Source organism: Salmonella sp. SAL04162 (assembly GCF_046551535.1).
Classification (GTDB): Bacteria; Pseudomonadota; Gammaproteobacteria; order Enterobacterales; family Enterobacteriaceae; genus Salmonella; species Salmonella enterica.
In genome coordinates, this window is the sequence record NZ_JBGDVX010000006.1 from 181,077 (window position 1) to 207,842 (window position 26,766).

Sequence of the window (26,766 nt, forward strand, 5' to 3'; positions counted from 1 at the left end):
TTTGTAAAAAAGAAGGCGGCGTCAATCGGTGAGCGGCGTCTGGCAAACGCGCTCGAGCGTAAGGGATGGTTGAATGACCCACACGATAAAAAAGATGAGCCTTATTGGGCTTATCCTGATGATTTTTACTTCTGTTTTTGGTTTTGCGAATAGCCCGTCGGCGTTTTATTTAATGGGGTATAGCGCAATCCCGTGGTATATATTTTCTGCCTTGCTGTTTTTTATTCCATTCGCCTTAATGATGGCTGAAATGGGTTCCGCTTATCGCAAAGAAGAGGGCGGGATCTATTCGTGGATGAATAATAGCGTGGGGCCACGTTACGCGTTTATTGGCACGTTTATGTGGTTTTCATCGTATGTCATATGGATGGTAAGTACGGCGGCAAAAATTTGGGTACCGTTTTCTACTTTTGTTTTTGGCGCCGATATGACGCAGCACTGGCGTATTGCAGGGCTTGAGCCTACGCAGGTTGTCGGGCTGCTCGCCGTCGGCTGGATGATTCTGGTGACGTGTGTCGCCGCCAGAGGGATCAATAAAATTGCGCGAATTACGGCGGTCGGAGGTATTGCCGTAATGTGTCTTAATTTAGTTTTATTGTTAGTGAGTGTCGCTATTTTGTTATTAAATGGTGGGCATTTTGCACAAGAAATTAATTTTACCTCGTCACCGAATCCGGGTTATCACTCCGGCCTGGCAATGTTGTCATTTGTGGTATTTGCTATTTTTGCTTACGGCGGTATTGAGGCTGTCGGCGGACTGGTGGATAAAACCGAGAAACCGGAAAAGAATTTTGCGAAAGGTATTGTTTTCGCGGCTATTGTGATTTCAATTGGTTATTCTTTGGCGATCTTTTTATGGGGCGTCAGCACTAACTGGCAACAGATATTAAGTAATAGCGCCGTTAACTTAGGGAATATCACCTACATTCTGATGTCGAGTTTAGGCACGACATTAGGTAACGCGTTAAACCTTTCTCCGGACGCAGCGATGACGGTGGGCGTCTGGTTTGCGCGTATCACCGGCCTTTCTATGTTTCTGGCTTATACCGGCGCGTTTTTTACGTTGAGCTATTCACCGCTGAAAGCCATTATTCAGGGGACGCCAAAAGCGTTGTGGCCCGCGCCGATGACGACACTGAACGCTAACGGTATGCCGGCGACCGCTATGTGGCTACAGTGCGTGCTGGTGAGTCTGTTTATTTTGCTGGTCTCTTTTGGCGGTGACACCGCATCGGCGTTTTATAACAAACTCACGCTGATGGCGAACGTCTCAATGACCTTGCCATACCTGTTCCTTGCGCTGGCATTTCCCTTCTTTAAAGCGCGTCAGGATCTGGAGCGGCCATTTGTTCTCTTTAAAACCAAAGCCTCTACCCTGGTCGCGACGGGTGTTGTGGTGCTGGTGGTGACGTTTGCCAACGTCTTTACCATCATCCAGCCGGTGATTGAAGCTGGGGACTGGGACAGCGCCTTGTGGATGATCGGCGGCCCGATCTTTTTCTCGCTGCTGGCGATGGCGATTTATCAGAATTACAGCAGCCGCATGAGCGCCGATCCGGAGTGGGCGGCGGAGTAAAGGCCGTATGCCGGATAAGACCCGACGGGTCGCATCCGGCATTTCTTGCCTGGATCATGCGCTACAAACTGCCCGCCGGGCGGCTGGTTTTACCCGCTGACGTTAACGTTCTCCCCGTTTGTTTACCGCCGAGACTCTCCAGACGCATCTGGAACGGCGGGAACGGCATATCAATACCGTGCTCGCGGAAGCCCGCCAGAATCAATTGGTGGATCTCATGGCGTAATGGCATACGGTGTCCCATTTCCGCGGCATAGATACGCAGTTCGAAAATTTGAATACCCTGCTGGAGATCCACCAGAAAGATTTCAGGCGGCGGGTTGTCCAGCACCAAAGAACAGCGCTGCGCCGCCGTCAGCAGAATTTGCGTCACCTCTTCGCTATTGGCATCCGCTGGCGCCGGGATGGTTAACACCACGCGCGTAACGGAGTCAGACAGCGACCAGTTGATAAACTGTTCGGTGATAAAGGCTTTATTCGGCACGATAATCTCTTTACGATCCCAGTCGCTGATGGTGGTGGCGCGGGTATTGATTTTGGTCACGCTGCCGGTGAGATCGCGAATGGTCACCGTATCGCCGATACGAATCGGCTTTTCAAACAAAATAATCAGGCCGGAGATAAAGTTAGCGAAAATTTCTTGCAGGCCAAAACCAAGCCCAACGCCGAGCGCGGCCACCAGCCATTGTAGCTTCGACCACTCAATGCCGATCATCGAGAAACCGACCAGCCCGCCAATCAGCATTAACAAATATTTGGTGATGGTCGTGATGGCGTAACCGGTACCAGGCGTTAAATCGAGATGCTGTAATAACGCCAGTTCCAGCAGCGCAGGCAGATTACGCACCAACTGCGTGGTTATGATAAAGACCAGAATCGCAATGAGCACCGCCCCGAGGGTAATCGGCTCCAGGCTTTCCACGCCTTGCACCGTAGAGGTGACATCCCACAGCGAAATATTCTCCAGGAAGCCGAATGCCGAGTGAATTTCCGACCACAGTACAATTACCGATAGTAGGGCGATAAGCATCAGAATTGAGCGGACCAGACGCAGCGACTGAGCGCTAATAGCGTCAAGATCGATTTCACTTTCATCGATGTCGACCGCGCCTTCCAGGCTGGAGGAATGCGCCGGTTCTTCTTCGCCGCGCGCGCGCTGCGCCAGCATTTCCGCCCGACGATGTTTGGCGCGGTCAAAAGCCAGTCGGCGTCGTTGGATCAGCATCCAGCGGCGAATGACGTGATAAATGACCAGCAACAGGAACCAGATGGCGACCGAGGTTTCCAGTCTCGCCAGTAGCGCCTGCGCCGTGGCCAGATAACCCACTGCCGCTGCCAGAATCGCGATAAGCGGCGCGCCCATCAACATATTCCACAGCAGGCTGTTGACCATGTTGTCGCCGTTGCCTTCTTTATCAAGATAGAGCGGGATGCCCGCTTTTTTCAGACTCAGCGTGACCAGCGCCAGCGCGCCGCATATCAGGATGAAGCAAAGGCGGCCCAACGAGCCGGAAAACTCCCGATCGTTAAGATTATCAAACATGATCACTGCCATGATGAGCGGCACGATCAGCCCAATGCTCATCAGGTAGTAGCGCATCGCTTTCGCTACCCGGTTTCGCGGCCAGCCAAAATGCGCCACAAACAGGCCATTAGGGCGGGCAAACGCGGCGCAAATCATGACTACCCACAACAGCGGTACTGTCGCCGTCACGCCATCGCCGATGGCGACGGCCAGCGGATACGGCCAGGCTTCCTGTAGACCATAGCCGAGCGTCGCCCACAAGACCGGCAGCGGCGAGGCGACCAGAATCGACCAGAACACCGTTCGCAGCGTCAGCGAGAAGTGATCCTGGGTGACTTTCCCGACGCGCGAGGCCGAGCGCTCAAGGAACCGGTTGAAGTGTTGGCGTGAATAGAGGCTAAACCCGACCAGCGCCAGCGCGCCGAATAACGGCAGTAGCGTCTCTTTGCTGGTCAGCATCATGATGCTGGCTTTACCTAACTGATTAAACGTATCTAATGAGATAAGCCGGCGTAAATCCTGAACCAAATCAACAGGCCAGGAGAGCGATAGCGGGCTAACGTCAGCGGTCCAGAACAGATAACGGTGGGTCGCTTCATTAACCTCTTTAAGCGCATCCTCCAGTTGGCTGTTGGAGACTTTCAGTTTGGTCAGCTCCAGGATCAGCGTGTCGCCGCCCTGTAACAAAGAGTTGAGCAGCTCGCGCTGAGTGCGAAGCTGGGCGTCAAGGATCTGGTTTTGCTCGGCGGTCAGCGGCTGTCCATTGGCCTGACGTATTTGCCGTAGCTGCGGCTGCTTATTGAGTAACTCTTCATAGCGCATACGGTGGACGCGTAGCTGCGCCATTTCCGTATCAAGCTGCTGCGGCTTAGGCATCTCTGGCAGACGGGCGACCTGCGCGCGCAGCGCTTCGCCAAGCATGTTGGACACGCCAAGCCATTGCGACTGCTCCCGCAGCGTATTGAGCGCCTGGCGCACCTGTAACGTTTGGCTGGTGGCCTGTCGCTGCTGCGAGGCGACCAGATCCATCCGCTGCGCTTGTTGATTGAGCGCCTGTGACAGCTCGCGGTTGACTTTAAATTGTTCGACGATGCCTTCCGGCAAACCGGCGCTGTTTTCCGCCAGCAGCTCAGTGCTTTCCAGCGCGCGTTCCGCTTCACGTTGACGCAGGCTATTGAGCTGATTGCGCAGCGCCTGAAGATACGCATCCAGTTGCTGACTCTGTTTTTCCGCCAGCTCGGAACGCAGACGAGCCAGTTCCTGCCGGTTGTTGGCGGACAGTTGCGCCAACTCCAGTTCGTCGACTAACGCTTTTAGTTTGGCGGACTCCGCCTGCATACTGAGACTTTGCGCCTGGCTAAGCGCGGCACTTCCGCCTGCGGCGCCGAGCCGTCGCTCAATCTCATTAAGCTGGCGGCGGGCATCGTTTTGCTGTTGGGGAAGCTGGCTGAGCGAGTCGGCGATCTCCCTGACGCGCTCCTGCTCCTGTTGCGCCTCGCGGGTTTTATCCAGTAGCTGGCTGCTAACCTGCAAGATCTCCTGATTTAACGCTTCGGTGGACATCTCTGGCGGTACGCTGCGAGGCTCATCGCGCAGATTATTCAACTGGGCGCGCAAGGTGGCGGATAGCTTAGGGAAATTATCAATAACGTGTTGATATTGTTTCGCGCGCTCAAGCGAGCCTTTTCGCTCTTCAAGCGCGTTTAAAGCAGTCTGGAGCGCCTCAACGGCTTCCGGCTGAGCGGGCTTCGCCGCTTTTGCCTGCTCCAGTTCCTGCGTGATTTGTTTGGCGTCGGGGGCCGTTGCGGCGAACGCCCCCGTGCTGAGGCACCAGGCCATCAGAAAAGCGATAATCAGGCGCACGTCAGCATTCTCTCTTGATTAGGTGTCGTCTTTTTTATTGTCAACCAGCGGGCTGGCGTCGTGTTCGGCTTTAATTTCTTCTGCCGGCAGCGGAGCAGGTTCTACCTCCGGCGCGACGAATGTTTCGGTCGACGTCGCCAGCGGTTGGCCAATTTTGGTAACGGACAGGCTTGCCAGCGACGCGATCAGATTCACTTTCCCCGGCGCAAATAAGTTGATGACCGTGGAACCCAGTTTAAAGCGCCCCATCTCCTGGCCTTTCAACAAGGCGACAGACCCTTCATGTTCGCCTTCTGGCCAGGTCCAGCGCTTGATGATGCCTTCGCGCGGCGGGGTAATGGTCCCCGCCCAGACGGTTTCGATACTGCCGACAATAGTTGCGCCGACCAGAATCTGCGCCATAGGACCGAACTCGGTATCAAACAGACAGATAACGCGCTCGTTGCGGGCAAACAGGTTGGGGACGTTTTGCGCGGTCAGATGGTTAACGGAGAACAGATCGCCCGGTACGTAGATCATTTCACGCAGGATGCCGTTGCATGGCATATGCACGCGATGGTAGTCGCGAGGGGAGAGGTAAGTGGTCACAAACGTGCCGTTGCGAAACTTATCCGCCATCAGGTAGTTACCCGCCAGCAACGCTTCAAGGCTGTAATTATGGCCTTTGGCCTGCAAAATTTTATCTTCTTCGATACGACCTAACTGGCTTATCACGCCGTCGGCAGGCATAACCAGGATGTTAGGATCGGTATTGAGCGGACGCACGTCATCACGCAGCGGACGAACAAAGAAATCATTGAACGTACGATAGCTGGCGGTATCCGGTTTTTGCGCCTCGGTCATATCAACTTTGTAATACTTTACGAAGAGATCGATAACCAGTTTTGTCAGCCATCCTGCTCGTTTGCTTGCGCCCCAGCCCGCCAGGCGAGTGAGCCATAGTTTCGGCAGAATGTATTGTAGCGAAAGTTTAAATGAGTTTAACAAGGTAGCCTCCAGGCCATTGTTGTTCCTGAACCGGCAGTTATACCGGTATCCTGAAAAAAGGGGACGATTCTAACGACGCCTAGCGTATCTGTCAGTCGTCCGTATCAGAAAAGTTTTTACGCGTTTTTACCTGCGCCATACTTTCAAGAATTCGGTGATAATTTTCGAAACGGGTTTCCGCAATAGCGCCGTTCTCTACCGCTTCGCGAATGGCGCAGCCTGGATCGGCGTCATGCTTGCAGTCCCGGTATTTGCAATGTCCCAAATAGTCATGAAATTCGACAAAGCCCTGGGTGATTTGTTCCGGCTCCAGATGCCATAAGCCGAACTCGCGCACGCCGGGGGAATCAATGACATCGCCGCCATGCGGGAAATGATACAGACGAGCAGCGGTAGTGGTATGTTGACCCAGACCGGAGACATTCGACACATCGTTCGTCAGAATCTCGTTCTGTAAGCCGAGCAGAGCGTTTAGCAGACTGGATTTTCCGACGCCGGACTGCCCGGCAAAAATACTGATGCGACCGGTTAACGCCTCTTCCAGCGGTTTCAGACCATCCTGCGTATGGCTGGAGACCATCAACACGCGATAGCCGATATTGCGGTAGATATCCATCTGCTCATTAACGAAGTCCATACCTTCGTCGTCCAGCAGATCAATTTTATTGAGTACGATAAGCGGCTCAACCTGTAGGGTTTCACAGCCGACCAGATAGCGATCGATGATATTCAGCGACAGCTCCGGCAAAATCGCGGAGACGATAACGATTTGGTCAATGTTGGCGGCAATAGGCTTCACGCCGTCGTAGAAGTCCGGGCGCGTCAATACCGAGGTGCGCTCATGCACCGCTTCAACGATGCCTTTTACGTTGACGCCCTCTGCGGCGGCTTTGCCCGGACGCCAGACGACGCGATCGCCCGTCACCAGCGAACGGATAGTGCGGCGGATATTGCAACGGTGAACCTCGCCGTCAGCAGACTCCACATCGGCATGCATACCAAAACGGCTAATGACGATGCCTTCTGCAGGCTCGCCAAACAGGTTGTCATCGTAGTCGGCTTTCTCCACGGACGTTTTTAAACGACGCTGGTGATTGGCGTTCACACGGCGCTGCTGGCCTTTGGAGAGTTTATTTTTGCTCAATCGTACTGGCTCCTGGTCGCCCATAGTGGGCAAAACATCTATGATACACGCAATTGTAGATGAATATAGTCACAGTGAATGTGACCTCTGAAGGGTGGAAAATAGCATGAGTGCCGATGAAAACAACCTGATTTGGATCGATCTGGAGATGACAGGTCTGGACCCCGAGCGCGATCGCATTATTGAGATAGCCACGCTGGTAACGGATGCCAGCCTGAATATTCTGGCGGAAGGGCCGACGATTGCGGTACATCAATCCGATGCGCAACTGGCGTTAATGGATGACTGGAACGTGCGCACCCATACCGGCAGCGGTCTGGTAGATCGCGTTAAGGCAAGTACGATGGGCGAACGAGACGCTGAACTGGCGACGATTGAATTTCTGAAAACGTGGGTGCCTGCGGGTAAGTCGCCGATTTGCGGTAACAGTATCGGTCAGGATCGTCGTTTTCTGTTTAAATATATGCCGGAACTGGAGGCTTACTTCCACTATCGCTATCTGGATGTCAGTACGCTCAAGGAACTGGCGCGCCGCTGGAAGCCGGAGATTCTGGCCGGCTTTACCAAGCAGGGCACGCACCAGGCGATGGATGATATTCGCGAGTCGGTGGCGGAGCTGGCTTACTACCGCGAGCATTTCATTAAGCTGTGAGGCGTAACATGCCGGATGGCAACGCCAGAGCGTCTCATCCGGCAGCTCTCCCGCCACTGAATTACTGCGTAAACCATTTCTCTTGCATTTGCGCATATTCCGGCGACGCTTTCACCTTGTCGAGCGCGGCATTAATTTCTTGCAATAGCGCGTCGTTGCCTTTGCGTACCGCAATGCCTAACCCTTTTCCGTAGTAGTCAGGATCGTTGGCGCGTTCATCCATGATGGCATAATCCGGATTGTTTTTTAGCCACTTACCAATCGCGGCGACATCGCCAAACACGCCCTCAAGACGGTTGTTTTTCAGATCGGTAAAGGCGTTTAGATAGCTGTCATAGGCGACAGGCGTGATGGCTTGTTGTTTATCCTGCAAATAGCGCTGATGCGTTGTACCGTTTTCCAGACCGACTTTTTTGCCTTTCAGATCGGCAAAAGTGTGATAAGCCCCTTTACGCGTGACGACTACCGCCGATAAACCTTCGTAATAGGGTTGGCTAAAGGAGACCTGCTGCTCACGTTTGGGCGTCATATCCATACCGGCGATCACCGCATCAAACTTTTTGAAGCGTAGGCCGGGGATCAGACTATCAAAGCTCTGGTTAGTGAATGAGCACTCCGCTTGCATCTCTTTGCAGACCGCGTTGGCGACATCAATATCGAAACCAACAATTTTATTATCGGCATCGACAAACTCATAGGGCGCATAGGTGGCGGAGGTGCCAAAATGTAATGTTCTGGCGGAAACGGAAGCGGCGTGAACGGAGAGGCTGGCTAACAGCATGACAATAAGTTTTTTTTTCATCTTGATCCCTGATATCAATTGGATGTTGTGGTCACCGTGCTATTCTTTTTTTGGCGCAGGGTGCTATTCTGATTCTGTGCCTTTAGGCGTGGCGTGAAAAGTTTTTTGTTGCATAGCGCACGCTTTGCTCGTTTTTTGTCTTGTTTGGTGATTTAATCAGCATTCAAACAAAAATCGCGAAAAAATGCGTTCAGGGGCTTGCAGCTAAATGGATTTCTCGTATAATGCGCCTCCCGTAACGACGCAGAAATGCGAATTACGACAGCAACAAATTTGCGGGAATAGCTCAGTTGGTAGAGCACGACCTTGCCAAGGTCGGGGTCGCGAGTTCGAGTCTCGTTTCCCGCTCCAAATTTGAAAGTACTTGTTAAGTACAGACCACCAATCGCAGGATTTCGAATTGCGACAAGGCGGCAACTGAATGAGTCCTCAGGAGCTTACTGAAGTAAGTGACTCAGGCGAGTGAAGGCAGCCAACGCAGTAGCGGTTCGAAAGACGAAGATTATGCGGGAATAGCTCAGTTGGTAGAGCACGACCTTGCCAAGGTCGGGGTCGCGAGTTCGAGTCTCGTTTCCCGCTCCAAATTTGAAAGTACTTGTTAAGTACAGACCACCAATCGCAGGATTTCGAATTGCGACAAGGCGGCAACTGAATGAGTCCTCAGGAGCTTACTGAAGTAAGTGACTCAGGCGAGTGAAGGCAGCCAACGCAGTAGCGGTTCGAAAGACGAAGATTATGCGGGAATAGCTCAGTTGGTAGAGCACGACCTTGCCAAGGTCGGGGTCGCGAGTTCGAGTCTCGTTTCCCGCTCCAATTCTTATCTACAGTGAAATTATCCACAACGAATATCGCGTTGGGGCACGTTTTGTTCCGCTTTCGTCAGATCCTTGTAAACAGACTTATCCACAGGACGGCCCATTACTCCTGGAATGCAAAAAATCATACCTGACGCGTAGAATTTCTATACTTTACTGAAAAGTATAGAAAAAATAAGATTTCAAAACGTTAGCGTTATTGTCTGTTCCTTTTTTCCCTCTTGAATCGCAATGTGTTTTTATTTTTATACACAGCCTGTGAATAATTCAGGCATCGCGCACCAGCCCTTTTTCAATCACCCTGACCAGACGCTGTTTTTTCGGTAGCTGCACTTCAATGATGCAGGCGTTGCGCTTTTCAATTTGTTGCGCAATCGCCCATTCGATATGCTCATCAAGAAGTGGATGCTCACCCTTGCGGCTTTCCAGCGCCGTAATGACGGCATTACTCCACGGCGCATTCCCCAGCGCGACGGCAACATTGCGCAGCCAGCGTAAATGGCCAATGCGCCGAATCGCAGAACCTTCAGTGACTTTCAGAAACTGCGCTTCGCTCCAGCTAAACAACTCAAGCAAATCTGGGTTATGCAGCGCCTTGCGTGGGCTAAAATCTGCCTCGTCGGTCAACTGAGAGTAACGATTCCACGGACAGATAAGCTGGCAGTCATCGCAGCCGTAAATACGGTTGCCTATCAGTGGACGAAATGCTTCCGGAATAGCGCCTTCCAGCTCAATGGTGAGATAAGAAATACAGCGCCGCGCGTCCACCGTATACGGTTCGACAATCGCCCCGGTCGGGCAAATGGTCATACAGGCGACGCATTTTCCGCAACCTTCCTCGACCGGCTGGTCGACCGGAAGCGGTAAATCAATCAGCAGTTCCCCCAGGAAAAAGAATGAGCCCGCCTCCCGATTAAGGATAAGTGAGTGCTTACCCGTCCAGCCAAGTCCGGCTTTTTCCGCTAATGGGCGTTCAAGAATAGGCGCAGAGTCGACAAACGGTCTAAAATTCAGCGAACCGCAGTACTGCTGGATCTGCTCGCCCAGTTTTTTAAGGCGGCTGCGTAATAGCTTGTGATAATCACGCCCCAGCGCATATCGGCTAACGTAGCCCAGCGTGGGATCCTTCAACGTACTGGCAAACGCGGCGTTGGCGGGCAGATAGTTCATGCGCACGCTGATGACACGTAGCGTACCGGGTAAGAGTTCATGAGGCCGGGCGCGCATCATACCGTGGCGCGCCATCCATGCCATCTCGCCGTGGTATTGTTTGTCCAGCCACGCCTGCAGCGCAGGTTCGGATGCGCGCAGATCGGTATCAGTAATACCGACCTGCTGAAAGCCCAGCTCCAGCCCCCACTGCTTAATATTTTGCGCTAACTGATTGAGATCGAGGGGCTTTGACATGATGGACCATAACATGAAGAAAAACCCTGTAAGTATACCACACTCCATTTGGCCCGCCGATGACATCAAACGGCTGGAACGCGATGCGGCGGATGCCTTCGGACTCACACTCTATGAATTGATGCTGCGCGCTGGCGACGCGGCATTTCGGGTAGCCCGTGACAGTTATCCTGACACCCGACACTGGCTGGTGTTGTGTGGTCATGGCAACAACGGCGGCGATGGTTACGTTGTGGCGCGACTAGCGCAAGCGGCGGGCATTAGCGTAACGTTGCTGGCGCAGGAGAGCGACAAACCGTTGCCTGAAGAAGCGGCGCAGGCGCGCGATGCCTGGCTGAATGCCGGCGGCATTATCCATGCTGCCGATATTATCTGGCCGGAAGCGACGGATCTGATTATCGACGCGCTGCTTGGCACCGGCATAGCCCAGGCGCCGCGCGACCCGGTAGCCGGTCTGATTGAACAGGCGAACGCTCATCCTGCGCCGGTTGTCGCCGTCGATATCCCGTCAGGTCTGCTGGCGCAAACGGGCGCCACGCCTGGCGCGGTGATAAGCGCCGCGCATACGGTCACGTTTATCGCCCTGAAACCAGGCCTGCTGACCGGCAAAGCGCGTGACGTTACCGGCATATTGCATTATGACGCGTTGGGACTGGAAGGCTGGCTGGCGAGCCAGACGCCGCCGCTCCGGCGTTTTGACGCGACGCAGTTGGGGCAATGGCTAACGCCGCGTCGACCGACCTCGCATAAGGGCGATCATGGTCGTCTGGCGATTATCGGCGGCGACCAGGGAACAGCGGGCGCAATTCGGATGGCTGGCGAGGCGGCGCTGCGTACGGGAGCTGGCTTGGTCAGAGTACTGACCCGCGGTGAAAACATCGCGCCGTTGCTGACGGCCCGCCCGGAACTGATGGTACATGAACTCACGCCTCAGTCGCTGGAAGAGAGCCTGGCCTGGGCTGACGTTGTGGTGATCGGCCCGGGGCTTGGGCAGCAGGAATGGGGCAAAAAAGCCTTACAGAAAGTAGAAAACGTCCGTAAACCTATGCTGTGGGATGCGGATGCGTTGAACCTACTGGCAATCAATCCTGATAAACGTCACAATCGCGTGATTACGCCGCATCCGGGAGAGGCGGCCCGCCTGTTAGGATGTTCTGTGGCAGAAATTGAAAGTGATCGCTTACTTTCAGCACAGCGTCTGGTAAAACGGTACGGAGGCGTGGTCGTGTTAAAAGGCGCAGGAACGATTATCGCCGCTGAACACCACCCTCTGGCTATCATTGACGCTGGTAATGCGGGGATGGCGAGCGGCGGGATGGGCGATGTCCTGTCCGGCATCATCGGCGCATTGCTCGGACAGAAGTTTACCCCGTATGATGCGGCATGTGTGGGATGTGTGGCTCACGGCGCGGCGGCGGACTTACTGGCAGCGCGTTATGGCGCTCGCGGCATGTTGGCGACCGATCTTTTTACTACGCTGCGGCGTATTGTTAACCCTGATGTGATTGACGTAAACCATGATGAATCGAGTAATTCCGCTACCTGACGAACAGGCGACGCTAGACCTGGGGCAACGGGTAGCCAACGCCTGTGATGGCGCGACCGTTATTTATCTGTATGGCGATTTAGGTGCCGGTAAAACGACGTTTAGCCGGGGATTTTTACAGGCGTTAGGCCATAACGGTAATGTAAAAAGCCCCACCTATACGCTGGTAGAGCCTTATGCGCTTGATAACATGATGGTATATCACTTCGACTTGTACCGTCTTGCGGACCCGGAGGAGCTGGAGTTTATGGGCATTCGCGATTATTTCGCCAACGACGCCATTTGTCTGGTGGAGTGGCCGCAACAAGGTAAAGGCGTTCTCCCCGACCCGGACGTCGAAATCCATATTGATTACCAGGCGCAGGGGCGTGAGGCTCGCGTAAGCGCGGTATCCTCATCGGGTCATTCGTTACTGGCGCGTTTAGCCGATTAGCTATAAAGGTGGCGGGATGATTTATCGCATCAAAAATGCCGTAATAGCAGCCTTAATCCTGCTGTGCGCGCAGGCGGGCGCCGCCAGTCTCTCTGATATTCAGGTGTCCAACGGCGAGCAGCAGGCGCGCATTACGCTGAGTTTTATCGGCGAGCCGGAATATGCTTACTCACAGGACGGTAAACGTACCGTGGCGCTGGATATCAGGCAGACCGGCGTGATTCAGGGGCTGCCGCTTCAGTTTAGCGGTAACAATCTGGTGAAAACGATCCGTGCCGGAACGCCGAAAGATGCGCAATCTTTACGGTTGCTTGTCGATCTGACGGAAAATGGTAAAACCGAGGCTGTGAAGCGGCAAAACGGCGGCAACTATACGGTCATTTTCACCATTAATGCCGATGTTCCGCCGCCACCGCCGCCTGTCGTCGCGAAACGGGTTGAAAGCGCGCCCCGCCCGACGGAGCCGGCCCGTAATCCGTTTAAATCTTCTGATGATCGCCTGACCGGCGTAACCAGCAGCAATACCGTTACGCGGCCTGCGGCGCGCGCGTCGGCAGGCGCTGGCGATAAAGTGGTGATTGCTATTGATGCCGGACATGGAGGCCAGGACCCCGGTGCGATAGGCCCGGGCGGTACGCGCGAGAAAAATGTCACCATCGCCATCGCGCGTAAGTTACGCACATTGCTGAATAACGATCCGATGTTTAAAGGCGTGCTGACGCGTGACGGCGACTATTTTATTTCGGTGATGGGGCGGTCTGACGTGGCGCGTAAGCAAAACGCCAACTTCCTTGTCTCTATTCATGCGGATGCCGCGCCAAATCGCGACGCCACCGGCGCCTCCGTCTGGGTATTGTCCAATCGTCGCGCGAATAGCGAAATGGCAAACTGGCTTGAGCAGCATGAGAAGCAATCCGAACTGTTAGGCGGCGCTGGCGATGTGCTGGCGAACAGTCAGTCAGACCCTTACCTGAGCCAGGCGGTACTGGATTTGCAATTCGGTCATTCGCAGCGGGTAGGGTATGATGTGGCGACGAACGTGCTAAGCCAACTGGATGGTGTGGGGTCGCTGCATAAACGTCGCCCGGAACACGCGAGCCTGGGCGTGTTGCGTTCGCCGGATATCCCGTCCATTTTGGTGGAGACGGGCTTTATCAGTAATCACGGCGAAGAGCGATTGCTGGCGAGCGACCGCTATCAGCAGCAGATTGCTGACGCTATATACCGGGGGTTGCGTAAGTACTTTGCAGCGCATCCGATCCAGTCTGCGCCGCAGGGCGGCCCAGGCCAGACGGCCAGTACCAACCAGCCTGGCGCCATAACCGCCGCGAATTAAGGAGATTTCATGCCGATTCAGGTTCTGCCGCCGCAGCTTGCGAACCAAATCGCCGCTGGCGAAGTGGTGGAACGCCCTGCGTCGGTTGTTAAAGAGCTGGTAGAGAATAGTCTGGATGCAGGCGCCACCCGCGTTGATATCGACATCGAGCGTGGCGGCGCGAAGCTTATTCGTATTCGCGACAATGGCTGCGGCATTAAAAAAGAGGAGCTGGCGCTGGCGCTGGCCCGTCATGCCACCAGTAAGATCGCCTCGCTTGACGATCTGGAAGCGATTATCAGTCTGGGATTTCGCGGCGAAGCGCTGGCCAGTATCAGTTCGGTCTCGCGTTTGACGCTAACGTCGCGCACGGCGGAGCAGGCGGAAGCCTGGCAGGCGTATGCGGAAGGGCGTGACATGGACGTAACGGTAAAACCCGCCGCGCACCCGGTCGGCACCACCCTGGAAGTTCTGGATCTCTTTTATAATACGCCCGCCCGGCGCAAATTCATGCGTACCGAAAAAACGGAATTTAATCACATTGATGAGATCATCCGTCGTATTGCATTGGCCCGTTTTGACGTCACGCTTAACCTGTCGCACAACGGCAAATTGGTACGGCAGTATCGCGCTGTCGCAAAGGACGGGCAAAAAGAGCGCCGGTTAGGCGCCATCTGCGGGACGCCGTTTCTCGAACAGGCACTGGCGATCGAGTGGCAGCATGGCGATCTGACCCTGCGCGGCTGGGTCGCCGATCCGAATCACACCACCACGGCGTTAACGGAGATCCAGTACTGCTATGTGAATGGCCGCATGATGCGCGACCGCTTGATCAACCATGCCATTCGCCAGGCCTGTGAAGATAAACTGGGCGCGGACCAACAGCCTGCGTTTGTGTTGTATCTGGAGATTGACCCGCATCAGGTGGATGTCAATGTTCATCCCGCCAAGCACGAAGTGCGTTTTCATCAATCCCGGCTGGTGCACGACTTCATCTATCAAGGGGTGCTGAGCGTTCTGCAACAGCAGACGGAAACGACGCTGCCGCTGGAGGAGATTGCGCCAGCGCCGCGGCATGTCCCGGAAAACCGTATCGCCGCCGGGCGCAACCATTTTGCTGTACCCGCCGAGCCAACTGCGGCGCGCGAGTCCGCGACACCGCGTTATTCCGGCGGCGCATCGGGCGGCAACGGCGGGCGTCAGTCCGCAGGTAGTTGGCCGCACGCGCAGCCAGGTTATCAGAAGCAGCAGGGCGAGGTTTATCGCGCGCTTTTACAGACGCCGACGACGAGCCCCGCGCCGGAGCCGGTTGCGCCTGCGCTTGACGGACATAGCCAGAGTTTTGGTCGCGTACTGACGATAGTCGGCGGTGACTGCGCGTTGCTGGAACACGCGGGGACTATCCAGCTCTTGTCGCTGCCGGTTGCGGAGCGTTGGCTGCGTCAGGCGCAGCTTACACCGGGTCAAAGTCCGGTTTGCGCGCAGCCGTTGCTGATTCCGCTGCGTTTAAAAGTGAGCGCCGATGAAAAAGCCGCACTGCAACAAGCCCAATCTTTGTTGGGAGAGTTGGGTATTGAATTTCAGTCAGATGCGCAGCATGTGACCATTCGGGCGGTGCCTTTACCCTTACGACAACAAAATTTACAAATCTTGATTCCTGAACTGATAGGCTACCTGGCGCAACAGACCACATTTGCAACGGTCAATATTGCACAATGGATAGCGCGTAATGTGCAGAGCGAACATCCGCAGTGGTCAATGGCGCAGGCCATATCGCTGCTGGCGGATGTTGAGCGGCTATGTCCGCAGCTGGTAAAAGCGCCGCCGGGTGGCCTGTTACAACCTGTTGATTTACATTCGGCGATGAACGCCCTGAAGCATGAATGATGTAAGCAAGGCGAGCCTGCCTAAGGCGATATTTTTGATGGGGCCGACGGCCTCCGGCAAAACGGCGCTGGCGATAGAACTGCGTAAAGTTTTGCCAGTAGAGTTGATAAGCGTTGATTCCGCCCTCATTTATCGGGGAATGGATATTGGCACGGCTAAGCCGAATGCCGATGAGCTGAAAGCGGCGCCGCATCGACTGTTAGATATACGCGACCCGTCGCAGGCGTATTCGGCGGCGGATTTTCGCCGCGACGCGTTAGCGCAAATGGCGGAGATCACCGCTGCGGGGCGTATCCCGCTGTTAGTGGGCGGTACCATGCTGTATTTTAAGGCATTGCTGGAAGGGTTATCGCCGCTGCCTTCAGCAGATCCGGAAGTCAGATCCCGGATAGAGCAGCAAGCAGCGGAGCTTGGATGGGAGGCGTTGCATCAGCAACTTCAGGAGATAGATCCGGTTGCCGCCGCGCGAATTCATCCAAATGATCCGCAAAGACTTTCCCGGGCACTGGAAGTTTTTTTCATTTCGGGTAAAACTTTAACGGAGCTAACGCAAACGTCAGGAGACGCGCTACCGTACCAGGTGCATCAGTTCGCTATCGCCCCGGCGAGCCGTGAACTGCTCCATCAGCGCATTGAACTGCGTTTTCATCAGATGTTGGCTTCAGGTTTTGAAGCAGAAGTCCGGGCGCTTTTTGCCCGAGGAGATTTGCATACGGACTTGCCTTCCATCCGTTGTGTGGGATACCGCCAGATGTGGTCATACATTGAGGGCGAAATCTCATATGATGAAATGGTTTATAGAGGTGTTTGCGCCACGAGACAGTTGGCGAAGCGCCAGATGACCTGGTTGCGCGGTTGGGAAGGGGTGCGCTGGCTTGACAGTGAGAATCCCGATCGGGCGCGAAAAGAAGTATTACAGGTTGTTGGTGCTATCGCAGACTGAATGTGTACAATTGAGACGTATCGTGCGCAATTTTTCAGAATCGAAAGGTTCAAAGTACAAATAAGCATATAAGGAAAAGAGAATGGCTAAGGGGCAATCTTTACAAGATCCGTTCCTGAACGCATTGCGTCGGGAACGTGTTCCAGTTTCTATTTATTTGGTGAATGGTATTAAGCTGCAAGGTCAAATCGAGTCCTTTGATCAGTTCGTGATCCTGTTGAAGAACACGGTCAGCCAGATGGTTTATAAGCACGCGATTTCTACTGTTGTCCCGTCTCGCCCGGTTTCCCATCACAGCAACAATGCCGGTGGCGGCGCCAGCAATAACTACCATCACGGTAGCAACGCGCAGGGTTCTACTGCGCAACAGGACAGCGAAGAGACTGAATAAGTTCACGCGCTGTTTATCCATGTCGGGGGCGTCGGATAATCGCCCCCGCTGGTTATTAAGAGGGTTTACGCTTGTTTGACCGTTATGATGCCGGTGAGCAGGCGGTACTGGTACACATCTATTTTTCGCAAGACAAAGATATGGAAGACCTCCAGGAGTTTGAATCTCTGGTCTCTTCCGCCGGTGTCGAAGCAATGCAGGTGATTACCGGTAGCCGTAAAGCACCGCACCCGAAGTACTTTGTAGGTGAAGGTAAGGCAGTTGAAATTGCGGAAGCCGTGAAAGCGACTGGCGCAGCGGTCGTATTGTTTGATCATGCATTGAGTCCAGCCCAGGAGCGAAACCTGGAGCGTTTGTGCGAGTGCCGGGTTATCGATCGCACCGGTCTTATCTTAGATATTTTTGCCCAACGTGCGCGTACCCATGAAGGTAAGTTGCAGGTTGAGCTGGCGCAGCTACGCCATCTGGCTACGCGTCTGGTGCGTGGCTGGACCCACCTTGAACGTCAGAAAGGCGGGATTGGTTTGCGCGGTCCGGGTGAAACCCAGCTCGAAACCGACCGTCGTTTACTGCGTAATCGCATTGTGCAGATTCAGTCGCGCCTGGAGAAAGTTGAGAAGCAACGTGAGCAGGGGCGGCAGTCGCGCATCAAGGCCGACGTTCCGACGGTATCGCTGGTGGGCTATACCAACGCCGGAAAATCCACCCTTTTTAATCAGATCACTGAAGCGCGGGTCTATGCGGCAGATCAGCTATTTGCGACGCTGGACCCCACGTTACGTCGTATTGATGTAGCGGATGTCGGTGAAACCGTTCTGGCGGATACGGTAGGCTTTATCCGCCATTTACCGCACGATCTGGTGGCTGCCTTTAAAGCTACCCTGCAGGAGACGCGTCAGGCGACGCTGCTGCTGCATGTGGTCGATGCGGCGGATGTTCGTGTGCAGGAAAACATCGAGGCGGTAAACACCGTTCTTGAAGAGATTGACGCTCACGAAATCCCCACCTTAATGGTGATGAACAAAATCGATATGCTGGACGACTTTGAACCGCGTATCGACAGAGATGAAGAGAATAAACCCATCCGCGTTTGGCTTTCAGCGCAAAGCGGCGTGGGAATACCACAGCTTTTTCAGGCTTTGACGGAGCGTCTTTCCGGCGAGGTGGCGCAGCATACGCTGCGTTTGCCGCCGCAGGAAGGGCGTCTGAGAAGCCGGTTTTATCAGCTTCAGGCAATAGAAAAAGAGTGGATGGAGGAAGACGGTAGCGTCAGTCTGCAGGTACGAATGCCGATTGTCGACTGGCGTCGCCTCTGTAAACAAGAACCGGCGTTGATCGAATACGTGATCTAGACGCGAAGTCATTCAGGTCGTATTGAAGCGGTAGCTGAGAGAATTTCAGGAGCTCACAACGAAGTGACCTGGGGTAAAAAAGCCGCCACTCAGGACGCAGTCTGAAAGATGATGTCTGTAACGGCGGTTCGTCTGAAGCATGGAGTAATTTCGCCTTATCCTCTGAGGTCGAAAGACAACGGGGATCACCGCATAACAAATATGGAGCACAAACATGGCGTGGAATCAGCCCGGTAATAACGGACAGGACCGCGACCCGTGGGGAAGCAGCAAACCTGGCAGCAACTCTGGGGGAAATGGAAACAAAGGTGGCCGCGATCAGGGACCTCCCGATCTGGATGATATCTTCCGTAAGCTGAGTAAAAAACTCGGTGGTTTTGGGGGCGGTAAAGGCACCGGTTCCGGCGGCGGTAGCTCATCGCAAGGCCCGCGTCCGCAACTGGGAGGCCGTATTGTCGCCATCGCCGCGGCGGCAGTAGTCATTATCTGGGCGGCCAGCGGTTTTTATACCATTAAAGAAGCCGAGCGCGGCGTTGTGACGCGTTTTGGTAAATTCAGCCATCTGGTAGAGCCAGGTCTGAACTGGAAGCCGACATTTATTGACGACGTCACGCCGGTGAACGTCGAAGCGGTGCGCGAACTGGCGGCGTCAGGCGTGATGCTGACGTCTGATGAAAACGTCGTGCGCGTTGAAATGAACGTGCAATACCGCGTCACCGATCCGCAGAAATATCTGTTTAGCGTGACCAGCCCGGACGATAGCCTGCGTCAGGCCACCGACAGCGCGCTGCGTGGCGTCATTGGTAAATACACGATGGATCGCATCCTGACCGAAGGTCGTACCGTTATTCGTAGCGATACCCAACGCGAGCTGGAAGAGACTATCAAACCGTACAACATGGGGATTACCCTGCTGGACGTGAACTTCCAGGCTGCGCGTCCGCCGGAAGAGGTGAAAGCCGCCTTTGACGACGCGATTGCCGCACGTGAAAACGAGCAGCAGTACATTCGTGAAGCGGAAGCGTATACCAACGAAGTTCAGCCGCGCGCCAACGGTCAGGCGCAGCGTATTCTGGAAGAGGCACGCGCCTATAAAACCCAGACTATCCTGGAAGCACAGGGGGAAGTCGCCCGGTTTGCGAAGATTTTGCCGGAATATAAAGCCGCGCCGCAGATTACACGCGAGCGTCTGTATATTGAAACGATGGAAAAAGTGCTGAGCCATACCCGTAAAGTACTGGTTAACGACAAGAGCGGTAATTTAATGGTGCTGCCGTTAGATCAGATGCTGAAAGGCGGGAATGCGCCGGCGGCAAAGAGCGACAATAGCGCCAGCAACCTGCTGCGCCTGCCGCCGTCCACAAAGTCTAACGCCAGCGGAGCAAGCAACACGTCGTCCTCAAATCAGGGCGATATTATGGACCAACGCCGCGCGAATGCGCAGCGTAACGACTACCAGCGTCAGGGGGAATAACGATGCGTAAGTCAGTTATTGCGATTATCATCATCGTGCTGGTAGTGCTCTACATGTCCGTCTTTGTGGTCAAAGAGGGCGAGCGCGGCATTACGCTGCGTTTTGGTAAAGTTCTGCGTGACGATGAGAACAAACCGCTGGTTTACGCGCCGGGTCTGCACTTTAAGATCCCGTTTATTGAATCAGTGAAAATGCTTGATGCGCGTATCCAGACGATGGATAACCAGGCCGATCGCTTTGTGACTAAAGAGAAGAAAGACCTGATTGTCGACTCCTACATCAAATGGCGTATCAGCGACTTTAGCCGTTACTATCTGGCGACCGGCGGCGGCGATATTTCGCAAGCCGAAGTGCTGTTAAAACGTAAATTCTCGGACCGTTTGCGTTCTGAGATTGGTCGCCTGGACGTAAAAGACATCGTGACCGATTCTCGTGGTCGTCTGACTCTGGAAGTGCGCGACGCGCTGAACTCCGGTTCAGCCGGTACCGATGATGAAGTGGCGACCCCGGCGGCGGATGACGCGATTGCCGAAGCGGCGGAACGCGTCACGGCGGAAACCAAAGGTAAAGTACCGGTCATCAACCCGAACAGTATGGCGGCGTTGGGTATCGAAGTGGTCGATGTGCGTATTAAGCAGATCAACCTGCCGACCGAGGTTTCTGAGGCGATTTACAACCGTATGCGCGCCGAGCGTGAAGCGGTCGCGCGTCGTCATCGCTCACAAGGTCAGGAAGAAGCGGAAAAACTGCGTGCGGCTGCTGACTATGAGGTGACGAAAACTCTGGCGGAAGCCGAGCGTCAGGGGCGTATCATGCGTGGTGAAGGTGATGCTGAAGCCGCGAAGCTGTTTGCCGACGCGTTCAGTCAGGACCCTGATTTCTACGCGTTCATTCGTAGTCTGCGCGCTTACGAGAAGAGCTTCGAAGGTAATCAGGACGTGATGGTACTGAGCCCGGACAGCGATTTCTTCCGCTACATGAAGACACCGAGTTCGACGACACGCTAAAATAGCGTCAGCGGTTTTAGACCAGCAAAACCACCGCATCCAAAGGATGCCGGTGGTTTTCTTTTATAAGGGCGATAAATGAATTCAACAATCTGGTTGGCGCTTGCTCTGGTATTAGTCCTCGAAGGGCTGGGACCGATGCTGTATCCCGGCGCATGGAAAAAAATGGTTTCGGCACTGGCGCAACTGCCGGAAAATGTTTTACGTCGTTTTGGCGGCGGACTTGTGGTCGCGGGAGTTGTGGTCTACTACATGTTGAGGAAAACGATTGGCTGAACAAAAAGTGGTCGGATTTGCCGCAGATTGAGTGCAAAAAGTGCTGTATATCTGAAAAAGCGATGGTAGAATCCATTTTTAAGCAAACGGTGATTTTGAAAAATGGGTAACAACGTCGTCGTACTGGGCACCCAATGGGGTGACGAAGGTAAAGGAAAGATCGTCGATCTTCTGACTGAACGGGCTAAATATGTTGTACGCTACCAGGGCGGTCACAACGCAGGCCATACTCTCGTAATCAACGGTGAAAAAACCGTTCTCCATCTTATTCCATCAGGTATTCTTCGCGAGAATGTAACCAGCATCATCGGTAACGGTGTTGTGCTGTCTCCGAGCGCGCTGATGAAAGAGATGAAAGAACTGGAAGACCGTGGCATCCCCGTTCGTGAGCGTCTGCTGCTGTCTGAAGCCTGTCCGCTGATCCTTGATTATCACGTTGCGCTGGATAACGCGCGTGAGAAAGCGCGTGGCGCGAAAGCGATCGGCACCACCGGTCGTGGAATCGGGCCTGCTTATGAAGATAAAGTGGCACGTCGCGGTCTGCGTGTTGGTGACCTTTTCGACAAAGAAACCTTCGCTGAAAAACTGAAAGAAGTGATGGAATATCACAACTTCCAGTTGGTTAACTACTACAAAGTTGAAGCGGTTGATTACCAGAAAGTTCTGGATGATACGATGGCTGTTGCCGACATCCTGACTTCTATGGTTGTTGACGTTTCGGACCTGCTCGACCAGGCGCGTCAGCGTGGCGATTTCGTCATGTTTGAAGGTGCGCAGGGTACCCTGCTGGATATCGACCACGGTACTTATCCGTATGTAACTTCTTCTAACACCACTGCAGGTGGCGTGGCGACCGGTTCCGGCCTGGGCCCGCGTTATGTTGATTACGTTCTGGGTATCCTCAAAGCTTACTCCACTCGTGTAGGTGCAGGTCCGTTCCCGACTGAGCTGTTTGATGAAACCGGCGAGTTCCTCTGCAAGCAGGGTAACGAATACGGCGCCACTACCGGCCGTCGTCGTCGTACCGGCTGGCTGGACACCGTTGCCGTTCGTCGTGCGGTACAGCTGAACTCCCTGTCTGGCTTCTGCCTGACCAAACTGGACGTGCTGGATGGCCTGAAAGAGGTGAAACTCTGCGTGGCTTACCGTATGCCGGATGGTCGCGAAGTGACTACCACTCCGCTGGCAGCTGACGACTGGAAAGGTGTAGAGCCGATTTACGAAACCATGCCGGGCTGGTCTGAATCCACCTTCGGCGTGAAAGATCGTAGCGGTCTGCCGCAGGCGGCACTGAACTACATCAAGCGTATCGAAGAACTGACCGGCGTGCCGATTGATATTATTTCTACCGGCCCCGATCGTACTGAGACGATGATTCTGCGCGATCCGTTCGACGCGTAATTGATGGATGATGCCCGGTAACGCTACGCTTACCGGGTCTATGATGAGTACGCATTTGTTGGCCGGATAAGATGCTTTGCATCACCCTTCGGCTCAAATGCGTCATTGTTCCCCGCTTTTTTCCTTCCTGAACCGAAATAAATTAGCAGCCTGACAGGTGGCTGGTTTATCATCAATACAGATAAGTTATATCCCGTTTTCCCTTTTCCTGAGGTTGATGTGCAGTTAACGAGTTTCACCGATTACGGCTTACGTGCGCTAATCTATATGGCGTCGTTACCAGATGGACGAATGACCAGCATTTCTGAGGTGACAGAAGTCTACGGCGTGTCCCGTAATCATATGGTCAAAATTATCAATCAGCTTAGCCGGGCGGGCTTTGTCACCGCCGTTCGGGGAAAAAATGGCGGTATCCGCCTGGGTAAACCGGCTAATACTATTTGTATTGGCGATGTGGTGCGTGAGCTGGAACCCTTATCACTGGTCAACTGTAGCAGCGAATTTTGCCACATCACCCCTGCCTGTCGTCTGAAACAGGCGCTTTCTAAGGCCGTGCAGAGTTTTCTCAAGGAGCTGGATAACTACACGCTTGCCGATTTGGTTGAAGAGAATCAACCGCTTTATAAATTATTACTGGTGGAGTGAAGTAAACTTCATTAGAGATGACAATGGAGGAACCTCAATGTCACAAGATCCTTTCCAGGAACGCGAAGCAGAAAAATACGCGAATCCTATCCCGAGCCGGGAATTTATCCTCGAACATTTAACGAAACGTGAAAAACCGGCCAGTCGCGAAGAACTGGCCGTAGAACTGAATATTGAAGGCGAAGAGCAGCTTGAAGCCTTGCGTCGCCGCCTGCGCGCGATGGAGCGCGACGGACAACTGGTCTTTACCCGCCGCCAGTGCTATGCGCTGCCGGAACGCCTCGACCTGCTGAAAGGCACCGTGATCGGTCATCGTGATGGTTACGGTTTCTTACGTGTCGAAGGCCGCAAAGACGATCTGTATCTTTCCAGCGAGCAAATGAAAACCTGTATTCATGGCGATCAGGTGCTGGCGCAGCCGCTGGGCGCCGATCGTAAAGGTCGCCGCGAAGCGCGTATCGTCCGTGTACTGGTACCGAAAACCAGTCAGATAGTCGGGCGTTATTTCACCGATGCGGGCGTCGGCTTTGTAGTGCCGGACGACAGCCGTCTCAGCTTCGACATTCTTATCCCGCCAGAAGACGTCATGGGCGCGCGGATGGGGTTCGTGGTCGTGGTTGAACTGACCCAACGTCCAACTCGCCGTACTAAAGCGGTAGGGAAAATCGTCGAAGTGCTGGGCGACAATATGGGCACCGGTATGGCGGTTGATATGGCGCTGCGTACCCATGAAATACCTTACATCTGGCCGCAGGCGGTAGAGCAGCAGGTCGCCGGGCTGAAAGAAGAGGTGCCGGAAGAGGCGAAAGTCGGTCGTGTCGATCTGCGCGATTTGCCGCTGGTCACGATTGATGGCGAAGATGCCCGTGACTTTGACGACGCGGTTTACTGTGAGAAAAAACGCGGCGGCGGCTGGCGTTTGTGGGTCGCTATTGCTGACGTGAGCTATTATGTACGGCCGCCAACGCCGTTGGATCGCGAGGCGCGCAATCGCGGCACGTCGGTTTACTTCCCGTCACAGGTTGTCCCAATGTTGCCGGAGGTGCTCTCCAACGGCCTGTGTTCGCTAAACCCGCAGGTTGACAGGCTGTGTATGGTCTGTGAAATGACCATCTCGGCGAAAGGTCGGCTGACCGGCTACAAATTCTATGAAGCGGTGATGAGCTCCCATGCGCGTCTGACCTATACCAAAGTCTGGCATATGCTGCAGGGCGATCAGGATCTGCGTGAACAATATGCGCCGCTGGTGAAGCATATTGAAGAGCTGCACAACCTCTACAAAGTGCTGGATAAAGCGCGTGAAGAGCGCGGGGGGATCTCGTTTGAGAGCGAAGAGGCGAAGTTTATCTTTAACGCCGATCGTCGCATTGAGCGTATCGAACAGACCCAGCGTAATGACGCGCATAAGCTTATCGAAGAGTGCATGATCATGGCGAATATCTCGGCGGCGCGCTTTGTCGAAAAAGCTAAAGAGCCGGCGTTATTCCGTATTCATGATAAGCCCACCACCGAAGCGATCATCTCATTCCGCTCCGTACTGGCGGAGCTGGGGTTGGAGCTGCCGGGCGGAAACAAACCGGAACCGCGCGATTATGCCGAACTGCTTGAATCGATTGCCGACCGGCCGGACGCCGAAATGCTGCAAACTATGCTGCTGCGTTCAATGAAGCAGGCGATTTACGATCCGGAAAACCGCGGGCACTTTGGCCTGGCGTTGCAGTCTTATGCACACTTTACCTCGCCGATTCGCCGCTATCCGGATCTTTCTTTGCACCGCGCCATTAAGTACCTGCTGGCGAAAGAGCAAGGGAACAAGGGCAACACCACAGAAACGGGCGGTTATCACTACTCGATGGAAGAGATGTTGCAGCTCGGCCAGCACTGTTCGATGGCGGAACGCCGCGCTGATGAAGCGACGCGTGATGTCTCCGATTGGCTGAAATGTGACTTTATGCTGGATCAGGTAGGCAACGTCTTTAAGGGCGTGATTGCCAGCGTCACCGGTTTCGGCTTCTTTGTCCGTCTTGATGAACTGTTTATCGATGGGCTGGTACACGTTTCCTCACTGGATAACGATTACTATCGCTTCGATCAGGTAGGGCAACGTCTGATTGGCGAGTCCGGCGGGCAGACATATCGCCTGGGCGACCGGGTCGAGGTACGTGTCGAAGCGGTGAATATGGACGAACGGAAAATTGACTTTAGCCTGATCTCCAGCGAGCGCGCACCGCGTAACGTCGGCAAAACGGCGCGTGAAAAAGCGAAAAAAGGTGAAAGTAAAAACGCCGGTAAACGTCGTCAGGTAGGTAAGAAAGTTAACTTCGAGCCTGATAGCGCCTTCCGCGGCGAGAAAAAAGCGAAGCCGAAAGCAGCGAAGAAAGACGCGAGAAAAGCAAAAAAGCCATCGGCTAAAACGCAGAAAATAGCCGCAGCGACCAAAGCGAAGCGTGCGGCGAAGAAAAAAGCGGCAGAGTGAGCAACACCCTCTTCAAACAGAAGAGGGTGAATTATCTGTAGGCCGGGCAAGCGTAGCGCCCCCGGCAAAACGTAAACAATGAGTACATTAATGAGCGAAATGATTTACGGCATCCACGCAGTGCAGGCCCTGCTGGAGCGCGCCCCTGAACGTTTTCAGGAAGTCTTTATTTTAAAAGGCCGTGAAGATAAACGTCTGTTGCCGCTGATCCACGCCCTTGAGTCCCAGGGCGTGGTTATCCAGCTGGCAAACCGCCAATATCTCGACGAGAAAAGCGACGGTGCCGTGCATCAGGGTATTATCGCTCGCGTGAAACCAGGCCGGCAGTATCAGGAAAACGATCTGCCGGATCTGATCGCATTACACGATCGCCCCTTTTTGTTGATCCTCGATGGCGTCACCGATCCGCATAATCTTGGCGCCTGTTTGCGCAGCGCCGATGCCGCAGGCGTACATGCGGTAATCGTGCCGAAAGACCGCTCCGCGCAACTTAACGCGACGGCGAAGAAAGTCGCTTGCGGCGCAGCGGAAAGCGTGCCGTTGATCCGCGTCACCAACCTGGCGCGCACGATGCGCATGTTGCAGGAAGAGAATATCTGGATTGTCGGGACGGCGGGCGAGGCTGACCATACGCTGTATCAGAGCAAAATGCCTGGCCGCATGGCGTTGGTCATGGGCGCAGAAGGTGAAGGTATGCGTCGTCTGACCCGTGAGCACTGCGATGAGCTGATCAGCATTCCTATGGCCGGTAGCGTGTCGTCGCTGAATGTCTCTGTTGCGACCGGGATTTGTCTGTTTGAAGCCGTTCGCCAGCGCACCTGACGCTAATAGTATTTTTTAAGAAAAAAC

At 54.2% G+C, this 26,766-nt stretch carries 21 protein-coding genes and 3 tRNA genes; 19 read left to right on the forward strand and 5 right to left on the reverse strand.

From position 1 onward, the window contains the following. Positions 1–73: 73 nt before the first annotated feature. Positions 74–1,576 (forward strand): glutamate/gamma-aminobutyrate family transporter YjeM, encoded by a 1,503-nt coding sequence (gene yjeM, locus ACLJRH_RS14095; RefSeq protein WP_000149872.1) that lies wholly within the window; start codon positions 74–76, stop codon positions 1,574–1,576. 61 nt (positions 1,577–1,637) lie between these two features. Here yjeM and mscM read toward each other — a convergent pair whose 3' ends face one another. From mscM to rsgA, 3 genes are all read right to left on the reverse strand, one after another. Beyond that, positions 1,638–4,964 (reverse strand): miniconductance mechanosensitive channel MscM, encoded by a 3,327-nt coding sequence (gene mscM, locus ACLJRH_RS14100; protein WP_001236755.1) that lies wholly within the window; start codon positions 4,962–4,964, stop codon positions 1,638–1,640. A gap of 18 nt (positions 4,965–4,982) precedes the next feature. After that, positions 4,983–5,951, reverse strand: coding sequence for an archaetidylserine decarboxylase (gene asd / locus ACLJRH_RS14105; RefSeq protein ID WP_000934949.1), 969 nt, complete (start codon positions 5,949–5,951; stop codon positions 4,983–4,985). 91 nt (positions 5,952–6,042) lie between these two features. Further along, complete coding sequence (gene rsgA / locus ACLJRH_RS14110) at positions 6,043–7,095, reverse strand: small ribosomal subunit biogenesis GTPase RsgA (RefSeq protein ID WP_000041988.1); 1,053 nt, start codon at positions 7,093–7,095, stop codon at positions 6,043–6,045. Between the two features lie 106 nt (positions 7,096–7,201). Here rsgA and orn point away from each other — a divergent pair, with 106 nt between their 5' ends. Next, complete coding sequence (gene orn, locus ACLJRH_RS14115) at positions 7,202–7,747, forward strand: oligoribonuclease (protein WP_001271546.1); 546 nt, start codon at positions 7,202–7,204, stop codon at positions 7,745–7,747. Between the two features lie 61 nt (positions 7,748–7,808). Here orn and ACLJRH_RS14120 read toward each other — a convergent pair whose 3' ends face one another. After that, complete coding sequence (locus tag ACLJRH_RS14120; protein WP_001527435.1) at positions 7,809–8,549, reverse strand: arginine ABC transporter substrate-binding protein; 741 nt, start codon at positions 8,547–8,549, stop codon at positions 7,809–7,811. 275 nt (positions 8,550–8,824) lie between these two features. Here ACLJRH_RS14120 and ACLJRH_RS14125 point away from each other — a divergent pair. The 3 genes from ACLJRH_RS14125 (at position 8,825) to ACLJRH_RS14135 (ending at position 9,362) form a co-directional block, all read left to right on the forward strand. Next, positions 8,825–8,900 (forward strand) — tRNA-Gly (locus ACLJRH_RS14125). Positions 8,901–9,055: 155 nt separating this feature from the next. Beyond that, positions 9,056–9,131 (forward strand) — tRNA-Gly (locus ACLJRH_RS14130). Positions 9,132–9,286: 155 nt separating this feature from the next. Then, positions 9,287–9,362: transfer RNA gene (locus tag ACLJRH_RS14135), tRNA-Gly, on the forward strand. Between the two features lie 269 nt (positions 9,363–9,631). Here the strand turns inward: ACLJRH_RS14135 and queG are convergent. After that, on the reverse strand, positions 9,632–10,771 hold the full coding sequence (gene queG, locus ACLJRH_RS14140; RefSeq protein ID WP_001670426.1) for a tRNA epoxyqueuosine(34) reductase QueG: 1,140 nt from the start codon (positions 10,769–10,771) through the stop codon (positions 9,632–9,634). On the opposite strand from queG, the gene nnr reads away from it, so the two are divergent. The 14 genes from nnr (at position 10,770) to rlmB (ending at position 26,739) form a co-directional block, all read left to right on the forward strand. Beyond that, a complete protein-coding gene (gene nnr, locus ACLJRH_RS14145) occupies positions 10,770–12,317 on the forward strand; it encodes a bifunctional ADP-dependent NAD(P)H-hydrate dehydratase/NAD(P)H-hydrate epimerase (RefSeq protein ID WP_000968674.1) in 1,548 nt (515 codons plus the stop codon). The genes queG and nnr overlap by 2 nt on opposite strands. Continuing rightward, positions 12,289–12,750 (forward strand): tRNA (adenosine(37)-N6)-threonylcarbamoyltransferase complex ATPase subunit type 1 TsaE, encoded by a 462-nt coding sequence (tsaE, locus tag ACLJRH_RS14150; protein WP_000981984.1) that lies wholly within the window; start codon positions 12,289–12,291, stop codon positions 12,748–12,750. Before nnr ends, tsaE begins: the two co-directional genes overlap by 29 nt. 16 nt (positions 12,751–12,766) lie before the next feature. Further along, positions 12,767–14,086, forward strand: a complete 1,320-nt coding sequence (amiB, locus tag ACLJRH_RS14155; RefSeq protein ID WP_000640362.1) for an N-acetylmuramoyl-L-alanine amidase AmiB — start codon at positions 12,767–12,769, stop codon at positions 14,084–14,086. Between the two features lie 9 nt (positions 14,087–14,095). After that, positions 14,096–15,952: a DNA mismatch repair endonuclease MutL gene (gene mutL, locus ACLJRH_RS14160; RefSeq protein WP_001122562.1), complete on the forward strand. Its 1,857-nt coding sequence runs from the start codon at positions 14,096–14,098 to the stop codon at positions 15,950–15,952. Then, positions 15,945–16,895: a tRNA (adenosine(37)-N6)-dimethylallyltransferase MiaA gene (gene miaA, locus ACLJRH_RS14165; protein ID WP_001000734.1), complete on the forward strand. Its 951-nt coding sequence runs from the start codon at positions 15,945–15,947 to the stop codon at positions 16,893–16,895. The genes mutL and miaA overlap by 8 nt, the downstream gene beginning before the upstream one ends. 82 nt (positions 16,896–16,977) lie before the next feature. Next, positions 16,978–17,286 (forward strand): RNA chaperone Hfq, encoded by a 309-nt coding sequence (hfq, locus tag ACLJRH_RS14170; protein WP_001051875.1) that lies wholly within the window; start codon positions 16,978–16,980, stop codon positions 17,284–17,286. Positions 17,287–17,357: 71 nt separating this feature from the next. Further along, on the forward strand, positions 17,358–18,638 hold the full coding sequence (gene hflX, locus ACLJRH_RS14175; protein ID WP_000460338.1) for a ribosome rescue GTPase HflX: 1,281 nt from the start codon (positions 17,358–17,360) through the stop codon (positions 18,636–18,638). A 214-nt stretch (positions 18,639–18,852) separates the two neighbouring features. After that, positions 18,853–20,112, forward strand: a complete 1,260-nt coding sequence (hflK, locus tag ACLJRH_RS14180) for an FtsH protease activity modulator HflK (protein ID WP_000312505.1) — start codon at positions 18,853–18,855, stop codon at positions 20,110–20,112. A gap of 2 nt (positions 20,113–20,114) precedes the next feature. Beyond that, a complete protein-coding gene (hflC, locus tag ACLJRH_RS14185) occupies positions 20,115–21,119 on the forward strand; it encodes a protease modulator HflC (protein ID WP_001232417.1) in 1,005 nt (334 codons plus the stop codon). A 78-nt stretch (positions 21,120–21,197) separates the two neighbouring features. After that, entirely contained in the window at positions 21,198–21,395 is a 198-nt protein-coding gene (locus tag ACLJRH_RS14190; protein ID WP_001089290.1) for a DUF2065 domain-containing protein, read from the forward strand. 102 nt (positions 21,396–21,497) lie between these two features. Continuing rightward, positions 21,498–22,796: an adenylosuccinate synthase gene (purA, locus tag ACLJRH_RS14195; RefSeq protein ID WP_000527976.1), complete on the forward strand. Its 1,299-nt coding sequence runs from the start codon at positions 21,498–21,500 to the stop codon at positions 22,794–22,796. Positions 22,797–23,015: 219 nt separating this feature from the next. Continuing rightward, complete coding sequence (nsrR, locus tag ACLJRH_RS14200) at positions 23,016–23,441, forward strand: nitric oxide-sensing transcriptional repressor NsrR (RefSeq protein WP_001177632.1); 426 nt, start codon at positions 23,016–23,018, stop codon at positions 23,439–23,441. Between the two features lie 37 nt (positions 23,442–23,478). After that, positions 23,479–25,917 (forward strand): ribonuclease R, encoded by a 2,439-nt coding sequence (gene rnr, locus ACLJRH_RS14205; RefSeq protein ID WP_023136356.1) that lies wholly within the window; start codon positions 23,479–23,481, stop codon positions 25,915–25,917. Between the two features lie 90 nt (positions 25,918–26,007). Next, positions 26,008–26,739, forward strand: coding sequence for a 23S rRNA (guanosine(2251)-2'-O)-methyltransferase RlmB (gene rlmB, locus ACLJRH_RS14210; protein ID WP_001293274.1), 732 nt, complete (start codon positions 26,008–26,010; stop codon positions 26,737–26,739). Positions 26,740–26,766 lie beyond the last annotated feature (27 nt).